We start from the raw sequence: 16,099 nt of genomic DNA, 5'->3' as shown, positions 1-16,099 counted from the left end.
TGCGCGGCAAGACGGCTCGAAGATGAGCATGTCCATTCAGGACGATCACGGGCGGGCCGCTGCGAAGCGACGCGCTAGGCGGGTCAAGCCGGTCGGCCGCCGTCGTCGAGGTGGCACTTTCCCGTGCACATACCCCGCCACAGCAGGTCGATGAGCTTCTCGGTCGGGCCCCGCCAGTCGTCGCGGGGGTCGAGGTAGAGCAGGCCGCCGAGCCCGCGCAGGACCGTCTCCGGGTCCAGGTCGGCGCGGACGGTCCCGGCCTCGACGTTGGCGTCCAGCAGCGTGGCGACCGCGCCGACCATGGCCTCGTGGGCCTTCGCGAACATGTCGCCGTGCGACGAGGTGGCCGCGCCGAGGGCTCCGGCCAGGCCTCGTTTGGTCATCATGTAATGCGTCAGGTGGTCGGCCGTCCAGATCCGGAACGCCTGTTCCGGCGGGTGTTGCCGGAGCAGGCTCGGGACGACGTCGACGAGGTGCTGCAGCTCGCGCCGGTACACGGCCAGGACGAGCGCCTCCGGGGTGGGGAAGTGCCGGTACACCGTGCCGACGCCCACGCCGGCCTGCTTCGCGATGGCGTTGAACGAAACCGCTCCCGAACCGGCCAGCGATTTCGCCGCCGCGGTGAGGATGAGCTCGTGGTTGCGCCGGGTGTCCGCGCGTCGGGAACTGACCGAGCCCGTCGTCATCGCCCCTCCCGGTTGGCTGCCGCGTTCCTCCCTGGAATGTAATGCACAACCGGCCGTCGACCTGCGGCTACCTTCGGGGCCGTATCGTCCTTGCAGAGCGGATAAGTATCCGCTAGCGTCGAGGAGGGGCCGAAACGGATGAATATCCGGTTTCGGTGATGGTCCCAGTTCTGCTCCCACCACCACAAGCGACACCGCTGCGGTCGCCCTGCGCGGGCGGCCGGCGGGGAAGAGATCAAGTGGACATCTCACTCGAAGTCAACGGCAGGGCCGAACGGCTGAACGTCGATCCCGGCGTGACGCTGCTGGACGCATTGCGGGAGAACCTCGGCGTCACCGGCCCGAAGAAGGGCTGCGACCGCGGCCAGTGCGGTGCCTGCACCGTGCACGTCGACGGCAGGCCCGTGCTCTCGTGCCTGACCCTCGCCGCCACCGTGAAGCGACCGGTTACGACGGTGGAGGGCCTCTCCGGCGGCGACGAGCTGCACCCGGTCCAGCAGGCGTTCGTCGACCAGGACGCCCTGCAGTGCGGGTTCTGCACGTCCGGTCAGGTCATGTCGGCCGTCGCCGCGGTCGAGCAGGGCGTCGAGGACGTCCGGGAGTTCATGTCCGGCAACATCTGTCGCTGCGCTGCCTACCCGAACATCGTCGCGGCGATCGAACAAGCGAGGCAGGCCGATGCGTCCCTTTGAACTCACGGCACCGACGACCGTCGAAGCCGTGCTCGCCTCGCCCGGCACGTTCCTGGCCGGCGGCACCACCCTCGTCGACCTGATGAAGCTCAACGTCCTCGCGCCGCAACAGGTCCAGGACATCAACGAGCTCCCGCTGCGGGGCATCGACACCGGCGACGGGCTGCGCATCGGCGCGCTCGAGCGGATGAGCGACGTCGCCGAGCACCCCGGCGTGTACCCGGCGGTCTCCCGTGCCCTGCTGCAGAGCGCCTCCCAGCAGCTGCGCAACATGGCCAGCATCGGCGGGAACCTGATGCAGCGCACCAGGTGCACGTACTTCCGCGACGTCGCCACGCCCTGCAACCGGCGGGAACCGGGCAGCGGATGCCCGGCGATCTCGGGTGCTAACCGGATGCATGCGGTCCTGGGCACCAGCGACTCGTGCGCGGCAGCGCACGCCAGCGACCTCGCGGTCGCGCTGGTCGCGCTCGACGCGGAGGTCCGGCTGCTCAGCGCCGCCGGGAGCCGCACCGTGAAGCTGGCCGATTTCTACCGCCTGCCGGGCGATTCGCCGGAGGTGGAGCACGATCTGCGCCCCGGCGAGCTGATCGGCGAGGTCGTGGTGCCGCGGCTGGACTGGGCGTCGCGCTCCACGTACGTCAAGGTGCGCGACCGGCAGTCCTACGAGTTCGCGCTCTGCTCCGCCGCGGTGGCGCTGGATGTCCAGGACGAGCGCATCGCCGACGCCCGGGTGGCGGTCGGCGGCGTGGCGACCGTGCCGTGGCGGCTGCCCGCGGTCGAGGAGGCCCTGCGTGGCGCGCCCGCGACGCCGGAGTCCTTCGAGGCCGCGGCGTCCGTGGCGGCCGATGGCGCTCGGCCGTTGTCCGGCAACGCTTTCAAGATTTCCCTGCTGAAGCGGACCGTGGTCCGCGCACTGCTCGAACTGACCGAAGGGAGCCGCCTGTGACCAGTCGGCTGGACGGCCCGCTGAAAGTCACCGGGCAGGCGAAGTACGGCGCGGACAACAACTTCCCCGGCATGGCCTACGGGTACGTCGTGCTCAGCACGATCGCGCACGGCGAGGTCGAGGCCATGGACGTCACGGCGGCGAAGAGCGCGCCCGGCGTGCTCGGCGTGTACACGCCGTTCGACCCGCTGGACCTGCGCAAGCCGAGCTCCCCGCTCTTCGGCGAGATGTGGGTTCCGCTGCAGGACCGCGAAGTCACCTACTACGGCCAGCCGATCGGCTTCGTGGTGGCGGAGACCTTCGAGCAGGCGCGGGACGCGGCGATGCTGGTCGAGGTCTCCTACCGGACCCGGCCCGCCCTGACCTCGTTCGAGGACGGCCTCGCCGCGGCCGAGGACGCGCCGTCCAACGAGGACATCACGGTCCTCGAGGACGGCGTCGAGTCCATCGAGGACGCGCTGGGGGCGAGCCCGGTGCGCATCGAGGCGACCTACCGCACCGCCACCCAGAACCACGCCGCGATGGAACCGCACTCCGCGGTCGCGGTGTGGGACGCCGGCGTCCTGACCATCTACAGCGGGAACCAGGGCTCGGACCTGCAGGCCGCCGACATCGCCGGGGCGCTGGGCCTGGACCGCGCGTCGGTCCGCGCGCTGAATCCCTTCGTGGGCGGCGCTTTCGGCGGCAAGGCCCGCACCTCCACCCCGGCGTTCCTGGCGGCGGCCGCGGCCAAGGCCCTCGGGCGGCCGGTGAAGGCCGCGCTCACCCGGGAACAGGTCTTCACCGCGACGGCGACCCGCCCGGCGACGCTGCAGAAGATCTCCCTCGGCGCGGACTCCGACGGCACGCTGATCGCGCTGCGCCACGAGTCGTGGTGCACCACGCCGACGGACCGGTCGTTCGTGGAGCCGACCTCGCACGGCACCTCGCGGGAGTGGTACGCGACCCAGAACCTGGCCGTCAGCCAGAAGATCGTGCCGCTGAACATCCCGCCGACGACGTTCATGCGGGCGCCGGGGGAGGCGCCCGGGTCCTTCGCGCTGGAGAGCGCGATCGACGAGCTGGCGGTCGAGCTGGGCGTGGACCCGATCGAACTGCGCCTGCGGAACAACTCGATCGCGCCGCCCGGCAAGGACCTGCAGTGGTCCAGCAAGCACCTCGACGAGTGCTTCCAGACCGGCGCGGAGCGGTTCGGCTGGGCGGACCGCTCGCCCGGCGGGCGCACCGACGGCGACTGGCTCGTGGGCATGGGCGTGGCCACCGCGATGTTCCCGGCGCTGCGGTTCCCGGCCAGCGTCGAGATCACCCTGGGGGCCGACGGCACGGCTGTGGTGGCGACCAGCGGCTCGGACCCGGGCACCGGCCTGCTGACCGTCCTGTCGTTGGTGGGCGCGGAATCGCTGGCGATTCCGGTCGAGCGGATCACGCCGCGGCTGGGCGACTCGGCGTTGCCGTCGGGCGGCATGTCCGGCGGCTCGACCGGCACGGCGAGCGCGGGTTCGGCCGTCATGATCGCCGCCACCGAGGTGATCGACGCACTGCTGGCGGTGGCGTCGTCGCCGGGCGCGCCGTTCGAGGGCGCGGAGGTGTCCTACGAGGACGGTCGGGTGCTGGCCGGTGACGGCCGCGCGATGGAGTTCGGTGAACTGCTGCGTGCGGTGGGTCGCTCGTCGGTCTCCGCGATCGGTTCCTCGGCGCCCGGCGAGGAGCTGACGAAGCACTCGTTCAGCTCGTTCGGCGCCCAGTTCTGCGAGGTCCGCGTGCACAAGTGGACGCGGGAGGCCCGCCTGTCGCGGATGCTCGGCGTGTTCGACTGCGGCCGGATCATCAACGAGAAGGCGGCCCGCAGCCAGGCGCTCGGCGGGATGATCTGGGGCGTGTCGGCGGCGCTGCACGAGGGCCTGGAGATCGAGGACAGCGGCCGCCTGGCCAACGGTGACTTGGCGGGCTACCTGGTCCCGGTGAACGCCGACATCCCGGACGCCGACGTCCACTTCGTCCGGTACCCGGACACGCTGCACAACGCGGTCGGGGCGAAGGGCCTGGGCGAGATCGGCACGGTGGGCATGGCGGCGGCGGTGGCCAACGCGATCTACAACGCAACGGGAACCCGCGTCCGCCACATCCCGATCACGATCGAGGACCTCCTGGACGACTGAGGCGCTGAAGAGCCCGCTGACCGGTGCGAGAACACCGGTCAGCGGGTGTTGCGCGCCAGCCGGGGCGTTTCGGGGGAGTCGCGCGGGATAAACTGGGCGCGGGCTGATGATCGATCTCCGAGGTGGGCGGTGCCGGTGGCCATTGATGCGTTGGACGTGGCCGTGCTGTTCCGCGAGAGCCGCCGCGAGTCCGCGCCCGCCTACCGCCGTCTCAAGGACGTGATCATCGAGCAGGTCGGCTCCGGGCGGTGGCCCGAGGGCGAGCTGCTGCCGTCGGAGAGCCAGCTGGTGAACGCGCTGGGGCTGTCGCGGATGACCATCAACCGGGCGCTGCGCGAGCTGAGCTCGGAGGGGCTGATCGTCCGGCTCGCCGGCGTGGGGACCTTCGTCGCCGAGCGCAAGAGCAGCTCCGCGCTGTACGAGGTGCGCAACATCGCCGACGAGGTCCAGCGGCGCGGGCACCGGCACCGGACCGACGTGGTGCTGCTGCGGGAGGAACCCGCCGACCTGCGGATGCACCGCCTGTTCGGGATCACCGAGGGGCGGCCGGTGTTCCACTCGCTCGTTGTGCACTTCGAGGACGAGATCGCGATCCAGCTCGAGGACCGCCACGTCAATCCCGAGCTCGCCCCGGACTACCTCGACCAGGACTTCGCCACGCAGACGCCGAACAGCTACCTGTCGCGGATCGCGCCGCTGGGCAAGGGCGAACACGTCGTCGAGGCCGTGCTGGGCACCGCCGAGGACTGCGCGCTGCTGGGCATCGCGGAAGCCGAGCCGTGCCTGCTGATCCACCGGCGCACCTGGTCGGAGGGGCGGCTCGTGAGCACCGCCCGGCTGCTGCACCCCGGTTCGCGATACCGGCTCGAAGGCACCTTCGACGCGACCTGACCCTCGGATCGTCCCTGTTCGCCAGCGTTTGTCCGGTTTCTCCGCGCGCCCCGCCCGGATTTCGGGCCGATCTCTTGACGAGCTGTATATACAGCACTATACATATCGCACCGCCTCGGATTGTGCCCGGCAGCACAGCCGGCGGTTCCGGTTGCAACGGAGGGGACAACGTGGTTCCCGCAGGGAGGAAAAGGTGAGAAAAGGCGCGGCTGCACTGACCCGTGGCCTCACGGCACGGCACATCCGCTTCATCGCCCTCGGCTCGGCCATCGGCACCGGTCTCTTCTACGGCTCTTCCGAAGCGATCAGCCAGGCCGGCCCGTCGGTGCTGCTGGCCTACCTGATCGGCGGTGCCGTGGTCTTCGTGGTGCTGCGGGCGCTCGGTGAGATGGCCGTGGCCGACCCGGTGCCCGGCTCCTTCGGCGAGTACGCCAGTCGGCACCTGGGGCGCCTGCCGGGCTTCCTGACCGGCTGGACCTACACCTTCGAGATGATCATCGTCTGCATCGCCGACGTCACCGCGCTGGCCGTCTACATGGGATTCTGGTTCCCCGACGTGCCGCGGTGGATCTGGGTGCTGGCCACGCTGTTCGTCATCGGCGCGGTGAACCTGCTGAGCGTCAAGGTCTTCGGCGAGCTCGAATTCTGGTTCTCCGTGATCAAGATCGCGGCGATCGTCGCGATGATCCTCGGCGGCATCGCCGTCCTCGCCTTCGGCTTCAGCGGCGCCCACGCGGAGACCGGCGTGAGCAACCTGTGGTCGCACGGCGGGTTCTTCCCCAACGGCATCGAGGGCTTCCTGATGTCCTTCGCCGTGGTCATGTTCGCCTTCGGCGGCACCGAGATCATCGGCGTCACCGCGGGGGAGGCCGAGGAGCCGCACAAGACCATCCCGCGCGCGGTGAACAGCGTTCCGGTGCGCGTGCTGCTGTTCTACGTGCTGACTATCGGCGTCATCATGTCGATCACCCCGTGGCAGTCGATCAGCTCCTCGGGCAGCCCGTTCGTGCAGATCTTCGAGGGCCTCGGGCTGACCTCGGCGGCGACCGTCCTCAACGTCGTGGTGATCACCGCAGCGCTGTCGGCGATCAACAGCGACATCTTCGGCGCGGGCCGCATGCTGTTCGGCATGGTCGAGCGCGGTCAGGCGCCGGCGATCATGGGCCGGGTCTCGCGCAACGGCGTGCCCTGGATGACCGTGGTCATCATGACCGGCGCGCTGCTGATCGGCGTGGTGCTCAACTACGTCGTCCCGGAGGACATCTTCACGATCATCGCCTCCATCGCGACCTTCGCCACGGTCTGGGTGTGGCTGATGATCATGCTGGCGCACTTCCAGGCCCGCCGGAAGATGAGCCCGGCCGAGGCGTCGGCGCTCAAGTTCCCGTCGCCGCTGTGGCCGTACGCGCAGATCGCGGCGATCGCCTTCCTGGTCTTCGTCTTCGTGCTGCTGGCGTTCTCCGCGGACACCCGCGTGGCGCTCATCGTCGGTGCCGTGTGGCTCGCCGTCCTCACGATCTTCTACAAGCTCGGCGTCGGCCGCCGCAAGGCCGCCGGCGGGAGCTCCGCCGACGACCGGCTCGCCGCGTCCGAGGCCGGTACCGGCTGACCGCCGGACACGCAGCTGTATAGACAACCCTATGCTTCATCTGGCGCCACCAGCCGGATGAAGCGAGCGCGACGCCCCAACTCACGAGGAAGAAGAACATTGAGCATGCTCAGCAGTACCGAAGCCAGCGCGGACACCACCGCCCAGCCGGTGGTCGTGGGAGTCGGCCCCGTCAGCCCCGCCGACGTCGTCCGCGTCGCCCGCGGCGGCGCGCGGGTCGAGCTCTCCGAGGAGGCCCGCCAGGCCCTCGCGGACACCCGCGGCCGGATCGAGCGCCTCGCCGAAGAACCGAAGCCGGTCTACGGGATCTCCACCGGGTTCGGCGCGCTCGCGACCCGCCACATCCCGGTGGAACTGCGCCGCCAGCTGCAGAAGAGCCTCGTCCGCTCGCACGCCGCCGGAAGCGGCCCGGAGGTCGAGCGGGAGGTCGTCCGCGGGCTGATGCTGCTGCGCCTGTCCACCCTGGCCACCGGCCGCACCGGCGTCCGCCCCGAGATCGCCGACGCCTACGCCGCGATGCTGTCGGCCGGGATCACGCCGGTGGTCCACGAGTACGGCAGCCTGGGCTGCTCCGGCGACCTCGCGCCGCTCGCGCACGCCGCGCTCGCCCTCATGGGCGAAGGCACCGTGCGGGACGCCGACGGCCGCTCGCTGCCCGCCGCGGAAGCCCTCGCCGCCGCCGGGATCGCCCCGGTCGAGCTCGCCGAGAAGGAAGGGCTCGCGCTGATCAACGGCACCGACGGCATGCTCGGCATGCTCGTGCTGGCCTGCCACGACCTGCGCAAGCTGGCGAAGCTGGCCGACATCACCGCCGCCATGAGCGTGGAGGCCCAGCTCGGCACGGACCGCGTCTTCGCCGCCGACCTGCAGGAACTGCGCCCGCATCCAGGCCAGGCCGCCGCCGCGTCCAACATGCGGCGCGTGCTCGCCGGCTCGGGCATCGTGGCCAGCCACGCCGGCCCCGACTGCAACCGCGTGCAGGACGCCTACTCGCTGCGCTGCGCGCCGCAGGTCGCCGGCGGCGTCCGCGACACCCTCGCCCACGCCGAGTCGGTCGCGGCGGTCGAGCTCGCCAGCGCCGTGGACAACCCCGTGGTCACCCCCGACGGCCGCGTGGAGTCCAACGGCAACTTCCACGGCGCCCCCGTCGCCTACGTGCTGGACTTCCTCGCCATCGTCGCCGCGGACCTGGCCAGCATCAGCGAGCGCCGGACCGACCGGTTCCTGGACCCCGCCCGCAACCACGGCCTGACGCCGTTCCTCGCGGACGACCCCGGCGTCGACAGCGGCCACATGATCGCCCAGTACACCCAGGCCGCGATCGTCTCCGAGCTCAAGCGCCTCGCCGTCCCGGCCAGCGTCGACTCGATCCCGTCCTCGGCCATGCAGGAGGACCACGTCTCGATGGGCTGGTCCGCGGCCCGCAAGCTCCGCCGCGCCGTCGACGGCCTCACCCGCGTCCTGGCGATCGAAGCGCTCACCGCGGCGCGCGCCATGGACATGCGGCAGCCGCTGAGCCCGTCGCCCGCCACCGGAGCCGTGCGCGACCGCATCCGGCAGCACGTCGCCGGTCCCGGCGCCGACCGGCACCTGGCGCCGGAGATGGAGGCCGCCGTCGAGCTGTGCCGGTCCGGCGCACTGGTCGACGCCGTCGAAGAGGTCATCGGCGCGCTCGACTGACGCCCATCCCGGCCCGGGTTTCCGGGCCGGGCGCCGATCTGGGCGGGGGGAGGGCTACGCCTTTCCCCGCCCGGGCCGGAACGTTCGCATCGGTGCCGGTGCTGCCGTTGCTCACGAGCCGGTTACTGTCTCGGATACCAGACCGAGTGACATCGAGGACGCATGGTTCAGGACGCGGTGACCGGTGCGGCCGGGCGCACCAAGGACAAGGTGCCGTCGGTTCGGCAGGCCATCGCGGTGCTGCGACGTCTTTCGGCCAGCCCCGACCCGCTGCCCGCCGCTGCGCTGGCCCGTTCGCTGGGAGTGCCGCGCAGCTCCATGTACCACCTGCTGTCCGTGTTGGTGGACGAGGGGCTGGTCGTGCACCTGCCCGAACAGCACCGCTACGGGCTCGGGGTCGGCGTCTTCGAACTGGGCTCGGCATACCTGCGGCATGGTCCGCTGGAGCACCTGGCTGGCCCGTTGCTGGCTCACCTGGTGCGCGCGGTCGGCGACACCGCGCACCTCGGGATCCTGCACGGACCGGAACTGCTGTACCTGCTCAAAGTGCAGCCCGAGCACCCGACCACGCTGGTGACCGACGTGGGCGTGCGGATGCCGGCCGAGCTCACCGCTTCCGGCCGCGCGCTGCTGGCGCACCTGCCCGACGCGCAGGTGCGCGCGCTCTTCCCCGGCCCCGACTCGTTCGTCAACCGCACCGGCCTCGGCCCCCGCAGCCTGCCGGAACTGCGGTCCCTGCTGGCCGCGGAGCGCAAGCAGGGCTGGTCGGTGGAAGACGGGCTGATCACCCAGGACGTGGCGTGCGTGGCCGCAGCCGCCTTCGACCACAACGCGCATCCGGTGGCGGCCGTCGCGGTGCCGTTCCGCCGCCAGGTCCGGCCTCCCGAGTCCTGGCCGCAGCTGGCCCGGCACGTCATGCAGACCGCCAACGCCCTCACCCAGCGGCTCGGCGGCGTGCCCAGGACGAACTGAATCGTCCCCCGAGCCCGGTGTCTGCGATTCCGGACAGCTGACCCGAGCCGGGCATTGCCCTCGACATCCGCGCGGCGACTAATGGAACGAACCGAATTCCGCGGCGCGAGGAGGGCGCATGGCAGGACCGTTGCAGGTCGAGCGCAGATCGATCGAACCGATTCCGGACAGCGAGCGGCACGGGAGTCCGCGCAGCCTGTTCACCTTGTGGTTCGCCAGCAACATGCAGATCACCTCGGCCGTCACAGGCGCGCTGACCGTGCTGGTGGGGCTGCACCCGGTGTGGGCCCTCGTGGCCATCGCGCTGGGCAACGTCATCGGGGGCGTGCCGATGGCGCTGCACGCGGCGCAGGGGCCGAAGCTGGGCATTCCGCAGATGATCCAGAGCCGGGCGCAGTTCGGCGTGTTCGGCGCGGTGCTGCCGCTGATCCTCGTGGTGCTGATGTACCTCGGCTACTTCGCGAGCGGCAACGTGCTGGGCGGCCAGGCGGTCTCCGCGATCACGAGCCTGCCGGTCGATGTCAGCATCGTGCTCTACGCGGCGATGTCGGCGCTGATCGCCATCATCGGGTACAAGCTGATCCACCGCTTCGGCTGGCTGGCTTCGCTGGTGTCGGTCGTGGTGTTCGTGTACCTGACGTTCCGGCTGGTCTCCACGCACGACCTCGGGCCGGTGCTGGCGAATGCCCACCTGGACGTGCCGGCGTTCCTGCTCGCCCTGTCGCTGACGGCGTCCTGGCAGCTGACCTTCGGCCCGTACGTCGCGGACACCTCACGCTACCTGCCGGCGACGACCTCGATCCGGGCGACGTTCTGGTGGACCTACGGCGGCACGGTGCTCGGCGCGACCTGGGCGATGTCCTTCGGCGCCCTGGCCTACGCGGTCGCGGGCAAGGACTTCAAGGGCCACGAGGTCACCTACGTGGTGGGGTTGGGCGGCGAGGCGCTGGTGCTGCCGCTGTTGTTGGCCGTCGCGCTCGGCAAGTTCACCATCAACGTGCTCAACATCTACGGCGGCTACATGACGGTGGCCACCACGATGACCGCCTTCACCCGCAGGGCCGCGCTCTCCCCGGCGACCCGGATCGGCTACATCGCGCTCGTCGGGATCCTCGGCGGGGTGCTGGCCGTGCTGGGACGCGGTGACTTCCTGTCGAACTTCGTGCTGTTCCTGCACTTCCTGCTGTACTTCCTCACGCCGTGGAGCGCGATCAACCTGGTCGACTTCTACTTCCTGCGCAAGGAGAAGTACGACCTGGACGCGATGTACGACCCCGACGGGGCCTACGGTCGCTGGTGCGTTCCCGCGTTGGTGGCCTACGTCTTCGGCATCGTCGTGCAGATCCCGTTCTCCAATGTGGACAAGGTCTTCACCGGGTTCATGGTGCCGCTGCTCGGTGGCGCGGACATCGCCTGGCTGCTCGGCCTGGTCGTGCCGGGGTTGATCTACTGGGCGGCGATGCGCAACCGGATCCGGGAAGCCGCTCCGGCAGCGTCCTGACGAGCAGTGGTACTGCCCTGTCGTGGGTGTTCCGCGCGGCTCAGCGGCGCGGAACACCCACCCCTGCCGGACGGGATGTCGTTCAACGCGGGAAGAATGCGATGATGCCGGTAAGCGTGGCCGATCTCGTCGAAGTGCGTTCCCTGCGGCTGGTGCCGAAAACCAGCCACTGCGGCACCGCGGTCCGGCCCATCAGCTGGGTTTCGACCACGGAGCTGCCCGACCCGGTCCCGTTCCTGCGCGGCGACGAGCTCGTGCTGACCACGGGCCTGTACGAGCGCACCGACGAGCAGTGGTGGGAGTTGGTCGACCGCTTGGCGCGGTTGCCGATCGCGGCGCTGTGCTTCGGCACCGGGCTGGTGCACCGCACTGTCCCCGATGTCGTGGTGCGCGCCGCCGAGCAGTGCGGGCTCGCGCTGGTCGAATCACCGCGCGAAGTGCCGTTCATCCAGGTCAGCCACTGGGTGGCCGACCGCATCTTCGCCGAGCAGTACGACGCGGTGCGCGCCAACGTCGCCGTGCAGGACGAGCTGGTTCGCGCATTGCTCGCAGGCAACGGCCTGAACGGCTTGCTCAGCAGGCTTTACGTGCACCTCGGCAGGACGCCGGTCGCGGTGGTGGGCATGGACGGCGTGGTGCTGGCGAGATTCCCCCAGCGCGCCGCCCTGCCCGATTCGGCGGTGCGTCGGCCGGTCGCGATCGACCAGGTGCCGGTGGCCCAGGTCTGCGCCGACATCCCCGCGCATTTCGAGAGCGTGCTGTCGTTCGCCGCGAACATCCTCGGCCTGGAGATCGCGCGGCACCAGGCGGTGCTGACCGGGCGGCGCGAGCTGCTCGGGCAGGTCGTCGAGGACGTGCTGGAACACGTGATCTCCGACCGGGAAGGGCGGGCCCGGCTGGCCCGCGCCCACGTGCCGATCGGCGAACCCAACCACGTCGTTCTGGCCGTGGTCGCCGGGCCTGCCGACCGGCTCCGCCGCCTGCCGTGGGCGGTGGGGCAGCTGGCGGAACGCCGCGACGACCACCAGCCGACCGCGGTCATCGACAACACCGCCGTGCTGATCGTGCCCGCTACCGCGGATGTCGAGCGCATCGCCGCGGAACTCCGCGACCGGTTGGCGGTGCTGGACCCGCAGGTCGGCGTCGGCGTCAGCACCGCCAGGCCTGGCGTTCCCGGGCTGCGCATCGGGTACGCCGAAGCCCGCCAGGCCGGCGCCCAGGGGCCCGGGGTGCATTCGGCCGGGCCCCTGAGCGTGACCGGTCTGCTGGCCGCCGGCGTCGACCTGCCCCTGAAGGAACTCGCCGAGACCACATTGGCGCGGCTGCTGCGCTACGACGCCGAGCACGACGGCGAACTGCTGACGACCCTGCGCGCGTACCTGGATCACGACTGCTCGCCGTCGGTGACCGCGTCGGCGCTGACCGTGCACCGCAACAGCCTGCGCTACCGGCTGCGGTTGATCGAGCAGCTCACCGGGCGCGACCTCGCGCGCCTGACCGACCGGATCGAGCTGTGGTTCGCCGTGGCCGCGCTCAGCCGAGGAGACGGCGAGCCATGACGACCCGCTGGATCTCGTTGGTGCCCTCGTAGATCTGGGTGATCTTGGCGTCGCGCATCAACCGTTCGACCGGGAAGTCGCGGGTGTAGCCGTAACCGCCGAACAACTGCACCGCATCGGTGGCCACGCGCATGGCGGTGTCGGAGGCGAAGCACTTGGCGGCGGCGCCGAAGAACGTCAGGTCGGGTGCCCCATCGGCGCGTGCTGCGGCCGCGTAGACCAGCTGGCGGGCCGCGGTCACCCGCATGCCCATGTCGGCGAGCATGAACTGCACGCCCTGGAAGTCCCCGATGGGGCGGCCGAACTGCTCCCGCTCCCGCACGTAGCCGACCGCCGCGTCCAGCGCGGCCTGTCCGATCCCGACGGCCTGCGCCCCGATCGACACCCGCGTGCGATCCAATGTGGACAACGCGATTCGCATGCCCCTGCCCGGTTCGCCGAGCATCCGGTCGGCCGGGATGCGGCAGCCGTCGAAGAACACCTCGCGGGTCACGGAGCCGCGCAGCCCCATCTTCTTCTCCGGCGGGCCGTAGCTGATGCCCGGATCCTCGGCGTGCACCACGAACGCCGAGATCCCGCGCGAACCGGCCTCCGGATCGGTCACCGCGAACACCACGAGCAGCCCTGCGACACCGGCCGAGGTGATCCACGTCTTCACCCCGTCCAGCCGGTATCCGTCGCCGTCGCGGACCGCCCGGCACCGCATGGCGCCGATGTCGCTCCCCGCTTCGCGCTCGCTGACCGCATAGGCCATCAACGCCTCGCCGGACGCGACCAACGGCAGGTAGCGCCGCTTCTGCTCCTCGGTGCCGAACAGCAGCAGCGGTGTCACGCCGAGCTTGTTCGACGTCAGGATCGTCGACGACGACGCGCACGCGCGCGCGACCTCTTCCACCGCGATGGCCGCCGCCGTGGCGTCCGCGCCGTCGCCGCCGTACTGCTCGGGAATCCCGACCGCGTGCAGCCCGGCCGCGACCAGTGCGTCGTAGATGTCGTGCGGGAACTCGCCGCGCTCGTCGATTTCGGCGGCCCGCGGCGCGATCTTGTCCTGGGCCATCGCGCGCACGCTCGCCCGGAACTCCTCGTGTTCGGCGGGCAGCAGGAAAGGCGTCATGGGAATCTCCTCCTCCGGTCTTCCGGGCCATTACCGAACGGCCGGGGGCCGGGGGCATATGGCCTTCTGCCCGAAAAGCCGTCGACCTTTGGTGCGCCTGCACGTCGTCCGCCGCGTCGCGTCCTTCCTAGCGTTGGGCCCGGACAAAGGCTCGCGGGTGAGAACTCCGGTCCGAGCAGCGAGATCGCTCGCGAGCGCAACTTCCTTCGTGGTGAGGGTGTGATGGGACTTCTCGACGGGGTGCGCGTGCTGGACCTGAGCCGGGTGCTGGCCGGGCCGTACTGCACGGCGATGCTGGCCGACCTCGGGGCCGACGTGGTCAAGGTCGAACCGGTGCACGGGGACGACGCCCGGCACCTCGGCCCCTTCGTCGATGGCGAAAGCGTCTACTTCGCCCAGCTCAACCGGGGCAAGCGCAGTCTCGCGCTGGACCTCAAGGACGCCGACGACCACGCGCTCTTCCGTTCCCTGGCCGCGCGCGCGGACGTGGTCGTGGAGAACTTCCGGCCCGGCGTGGCCGCCAAGCTCGGCGTCGACTACGCAACCCTGTCCGCCGACTCCCCGGGGCTGGTCTACGCGAGCATCTCCGGTTTCGGCCAGGACGGCCCGCTGTCCCACCTGCCCGCCTACGACCTGGTGGTGCAGGCGATGTCCGGGCTGATGGCCGCCACCGGCCAGCCCGCGGGCCCGCCCACCAGGACCGGCGAGTCGCTCGGCGACCTGTGCGCCGGGATGTTCGCCGCATGGGGGATTTGCGCCGCGCTGTTCGCCCGCGAACGCACCGGGCGCGGCAGGCACCTCGACGTGGCGATGCTCGATTCGCTGGTCGCCATGCAGGTGACGGCGATGAGCCTGCTCACCGCCACCGGCAGGCTGCCGGGGCGCACCGGCAACCGCCACCCGGTTTCCGCGCCCTTCGACACCTTCCAGGCCGCCGACGGACCGGTGGCGATCGCGGTGGCCAGCGACAGCGTTTTCGCCCGTCTCGCCCAGATGCTGGGCAAACCGGCGCTCGCCACCCACGAGCGCTTCGCCGCCGACACCGCCCGGACCGAGAACCGCGAGCTGCTGCGCGGCATCATCGAGGCGTGGACGCAACGCCGCTCGGTCTCGGAAGTGGTGGCCGCCGCCGAACGCGCTGGGGTACCGGCCGGGCCCATCTGGGACCTCGCCGAGGCCGTCGGCAGCGAACAGGTGCGGGGCCGGGGCCTCGTGGCCGACCTGGAACACCCCGAACTCGGCGCTCTGCGCTACCTCAAGCAACCCGTGCGGTTCGGCGACGCGGACGAGCGGCCGAGCCCGCGCACCCCGCGGCTCGGCGAGCACGCGGAGGACGTCCGCCGCGAATGGCTGCGTTGAAGCGTTCCGGCGGCATCCGCGAGAATCATCCCGTCGCGGGAGGTGGATGAGGTGGCCGAGTCGAGCGCGTCACCGGCCGTCGGGCGGGCGCTGGACGTCCTCGTCCGGCTCGCCGAAGGACCCGGGCCGGTGCGCGCGGCGAGCCTCGCCCGGGATCTCGGCATCCCCCGCTCGTCGCTGTACCACATCCTTTCCGTCCTGGTGGACAAGGGATTCGTGGTGTACCTGGCGGCGGAGCAGGCCTACGGGCTCGGGGTGGTGTCGTTCGAGATCGGCTCCGCCTACCTCCGGCACGAGCCGCTGGAGCGGCGGGCCGCGCCGATCCTGCGCCGGCTGGCCCGCAGCCTCGGGCAGACCGTGCACCTCGGCATCCTGCACGGCGCGGAAACGGTGTACCTGCTGAAGGAGCAGCCGACCTCCGGCGCCGACGTCTCGCTGATCACCGACGTCGGGGTGCGGCTGCCCGCGCACCTGACCGCCAACGGCCGCGCGATCCTCGCCGGCAGCACCGAAGCGCAGATCCGCGCCCTGTTCCCGCACCGCAGCGACTTCATCACCCGCACCGGCCGCGGCCCCCGGACCCTGGCGGAGCTGGGGGAGGGGCTGGCGGTCGACCGGGAGCGCGGCTGGTCGGAGGAGGTGGAGCTGGTCGCGCCCGGCATGCGCTCCGTGGGCGCCGCGGTGTTCGACCACAGTGGACGGCCGGTGGCGGCGTTGAGCACCACGTGGAGCCGGTTCCACGAGCGCCACGAACCGGCCGTGGTCGGCGAGGCGATGCGCGGCGGCGCCGCCGGGCTGACGGCGGCCATCTCCGGCCGTGACCCGCGCCCGGTCGCCTGAGCGCCGGAAGCAGGTGTCTCGGATCCGAGAAAGACCCGGCTTCGTGCTGTCGGCCGGGCGCGGTGCGGGGTCTGATGGGACCAACGAC

At 71.1% G+C, this 16,099-nt stretch carries 13 protein-coding genes; 11 read left to right on the top strand and 2 right to left on the bottom strand.

All coding sequences use genetic code 11. From position 1 onward, the window contains the following. Nucleotides 1-83 precede the first annotated feature (83 nt). Nucleotides 84-686 (bottom strand): TetR/AcrR family transcriptional regulator, encoded by a 603-nt coding sequence (locus tag E1288_RS10715; protein ID WP_132483824.1) that lies wholly within the window; start codon nucleotides 684-686, stop codon nucleotides 84-86. A 239-nt stretch (nucleotides 687-925) separates the two neighbouring features. On the opposite strand from E1288_RS10715, the gene E1288_RS10710 reads away from it, so the two are divergent. From E1288_RS10710 to E1288_RS10670, 9 genes are all read left to right on the top strand, one after another. Then, entirely contained in the window at nucleotides 926-1,378 is a 453-nt protein-coding gene (locus tag E1288_RS10710) for a (2Fe-2S)-binding protein (protein WP_132483823.1), read from the top strand. Then, nucleotides 1,365-2,327 (top strand): FAD binding domain-containing protein, encoded by a 963-nt coding sequence (locus E1288_RS10705; protein ID WP_132483821.1) that lies wholly within the window; start codon nucleotides 1,365-1,367, stop codon nucleotides 2,325-2,327. The genes E1288_RS10710 and E1288_RS10705 overlap by 14 nt, the downstream gene beginning before the upstream one ends. Further along, nucleotides 2,324-4,486, top strand: a complete 2,163-nt coding sequence (locus tag E1288_RS10700; RefSeq protein ID WP_132483819.1) for a xanthine dehydrogenase family protein molybdopterin-binding subunit — start codon at nucleotides 2,324-2,326, stop codon at nucleotides 4,484-4,486. The genes E1288_RS10705 and E1288_RS10700 overlap by 4 nt, the downstream gene beginning before the upstream one ends. Nucleotides 4,487-4,621: 135 nt before the next feature. After that, nucleotides 4,622-5,377, top strand: coding sequence for a histidine utilization repressor (gene hutC / locus E1288_RS10695; RefSeq protein ID WP_235883472.1), 756 nt, complete (start codon nucleotides 4,622-4,624; stop codon nucleotides 5,375-5,377). A gap of 193 nt (nucleotides 5,378-5,570) precedes the next feature. Next, entirely contained in the window at nucleotides 5,571-6,986 is a 1,416-nt protein-coding gene (locus E1288_RS10690) for an amino acid permease (RefSeq protein WP_132483817.1), read from the top strand. Nucleotides 6,987-7,091: 105 nt separating this feature from the next. After that, a complete protein-coding gene (hutH, locus tag E1288_RS10685; protein WP_132483815.1) occupies nucleotides 7,092-8,666 on the top strand; it encodes a histidine ammonia-lyase in 1,575 nt (524 codons plus the stop codon). Between the two features lie 162 nt (nucleotides 8,667-8,828). After that, nucleotides 8,829-9,638 (top strand): IclR family transcriptional regulator, encoded by an 810-nt coding sequence (locus E1288_RS10680; protein WP_132483813.1) that lies wholly within the window; start codon nucleotides 8,829-8,831, stop codon nucleotides 9,636-9,638. A 118-nt stretch (nucleotides 9,639-9,756) separates the two neighbouring features. Further along, nucleotides 9,757-11,139 carry a purine-cytosine permease family protein gene (locus E1288_RS10675; protein WP_132483811.1) on the top strand — a complete coding sequence of 461 codons (1,383 nt, stop codon included), beginning with the start codon at nucleotides 9,757-9,759 and terminating at the stop codon, nucleotides 11,137-11,139. 104 nt (nucleotides 11,140-11,243) lie between these two features. Next, nucleotides 11,244-12,698 carry a PucR family transcriptional regulator gene (locus tag E1288_RS10670; RefSeq protein ID WP_207954288.1) on the top strand — a complete coding sequence of 485 codons (1,455 nt, stop codon included), beginning with the start codon at nucleotides 11,244-11,246 and terminating at the stop codon, nucleotides 12,696-12,698. On the opposite strand, the gene E1288_RS10665 is transcribed toward E1288_RS10670, so the two are convergent. After that, nucleotides 12,673-13,812: an acyl-CoA dehydrogenase family protein gene (locus tag E1288_RS10665; RefSeq protein WP_132483807.1), complete on the bottom strand. Its 1,140-nt coding sequence runs from the start codon at nucleotides 13,810-13,812 to the stop codon at nucleotides 12,673-12,675. The two genes, E1288_RS10670 and E1288_RS10665, sit on opposite strands and share 26 nt — an antisense overlap. 222 nt (nucleotides 13,813-14,034) lie before the next feature. Here E1288_RS10665 and E1288_RS10660 point away from each other — a divergent pair, with 222 nt between their 5' ends. Then, on the top strand, nucleotides 14,035-15,171 hold the full coding sequence (locus tag E1288_RS10660) for a CaiB/BaiF CoA transferase family protein (protein WP_132483805.1): 1,137 nt from the start codon (nucleotides 14,035-14,037) through the stop codon (nucleotides 15,169-15,171). A 51-nt stretch (nucleotides 15,172-15,222) separates the two neighbouring features. Beyond that, nucleotides 15,223-16,011, top strand: a complete 789-nt coding sequence (locus tag E1288_RS10655) for an IclR family transcriptional regulator (protein ID WP_132483803.1) — start codon at nucleotides 15,223-15,225, stop codon at nucleotides 16,009-16,011. The last annotated feature ends 88 nt before the right edge of the window (nucleotides 16,012-16,099 follow it).

The organism is Saccharopolyspora elongata, assembly GCF_004348985.1.
Lineage (GTDB): Bacteria > Actinomycetota > Actinomycetes > Mycobacteriales > Pseudonocardiaceae > Saccharopolyspora > Saccharopolyspora elongata.
The sequence above is the reverse complement of the archived record's forward strand: the minus strand, read 5'-3'. Positions and strand labels throughout refer to the sequence as shown.

Coding starts and splice junctions, on each gene's coding strand:
- hutH (WP_132483815.1), top strand. CDS start 7,092: ATGCTCAGCAGTACCGAAGCCAGCGCGGACACCACCGCCCAGCCGGTG.
- E1288_RS10715 (WP_132483824.1), bottom strand. CDS start 686: ATGACGACGGGCTCGGTCAGTTCCCGACGCGCGGACACCCGGCGCAAC.
- E1288_RS10680 (WP_132483813.1), top strand. CDS start 8,829: ATGGTTCAGGACGCGGTGACCGGTGCGGCCGGGCGCACCAAGGACAAG.
- E1288_RS10665 (WP_132483807.1), bottom strand. CDS start 13,812: ATGACGCCTTTCCTGCTGCCCGCCGAACACGAGGAGTTCCGGGCGAGC.
- E1288_RS10670 (WP_207954288.1), top strand. CDS start 11,244: ATGCCGGTAAGCGTGGCCGATCTCGTCGAAGTGCGTTCCCTGCGGCTG.
- E1288_RS10705 (WP_132483821.1), top strand. CDS start 1,365: ATGCGTCCCTTTGAACTCACGGCACCGACGACCGTCGAAGCCGTGCTC.
- E1288_RS10660 (WP_132483805.1), top strand. CDS start 14,035: ATGGGACTTCTCGACGGGGTGCGCGTGCTGGACCTGAGCCGGGTGCTG.
- E1288_RS10675 (WP_132483811.1), top strand. CDS start 9,757: ATGGCAGGACCGTTGCAGGTCGAGCGCAGATCGATCGAACCGATTCCG.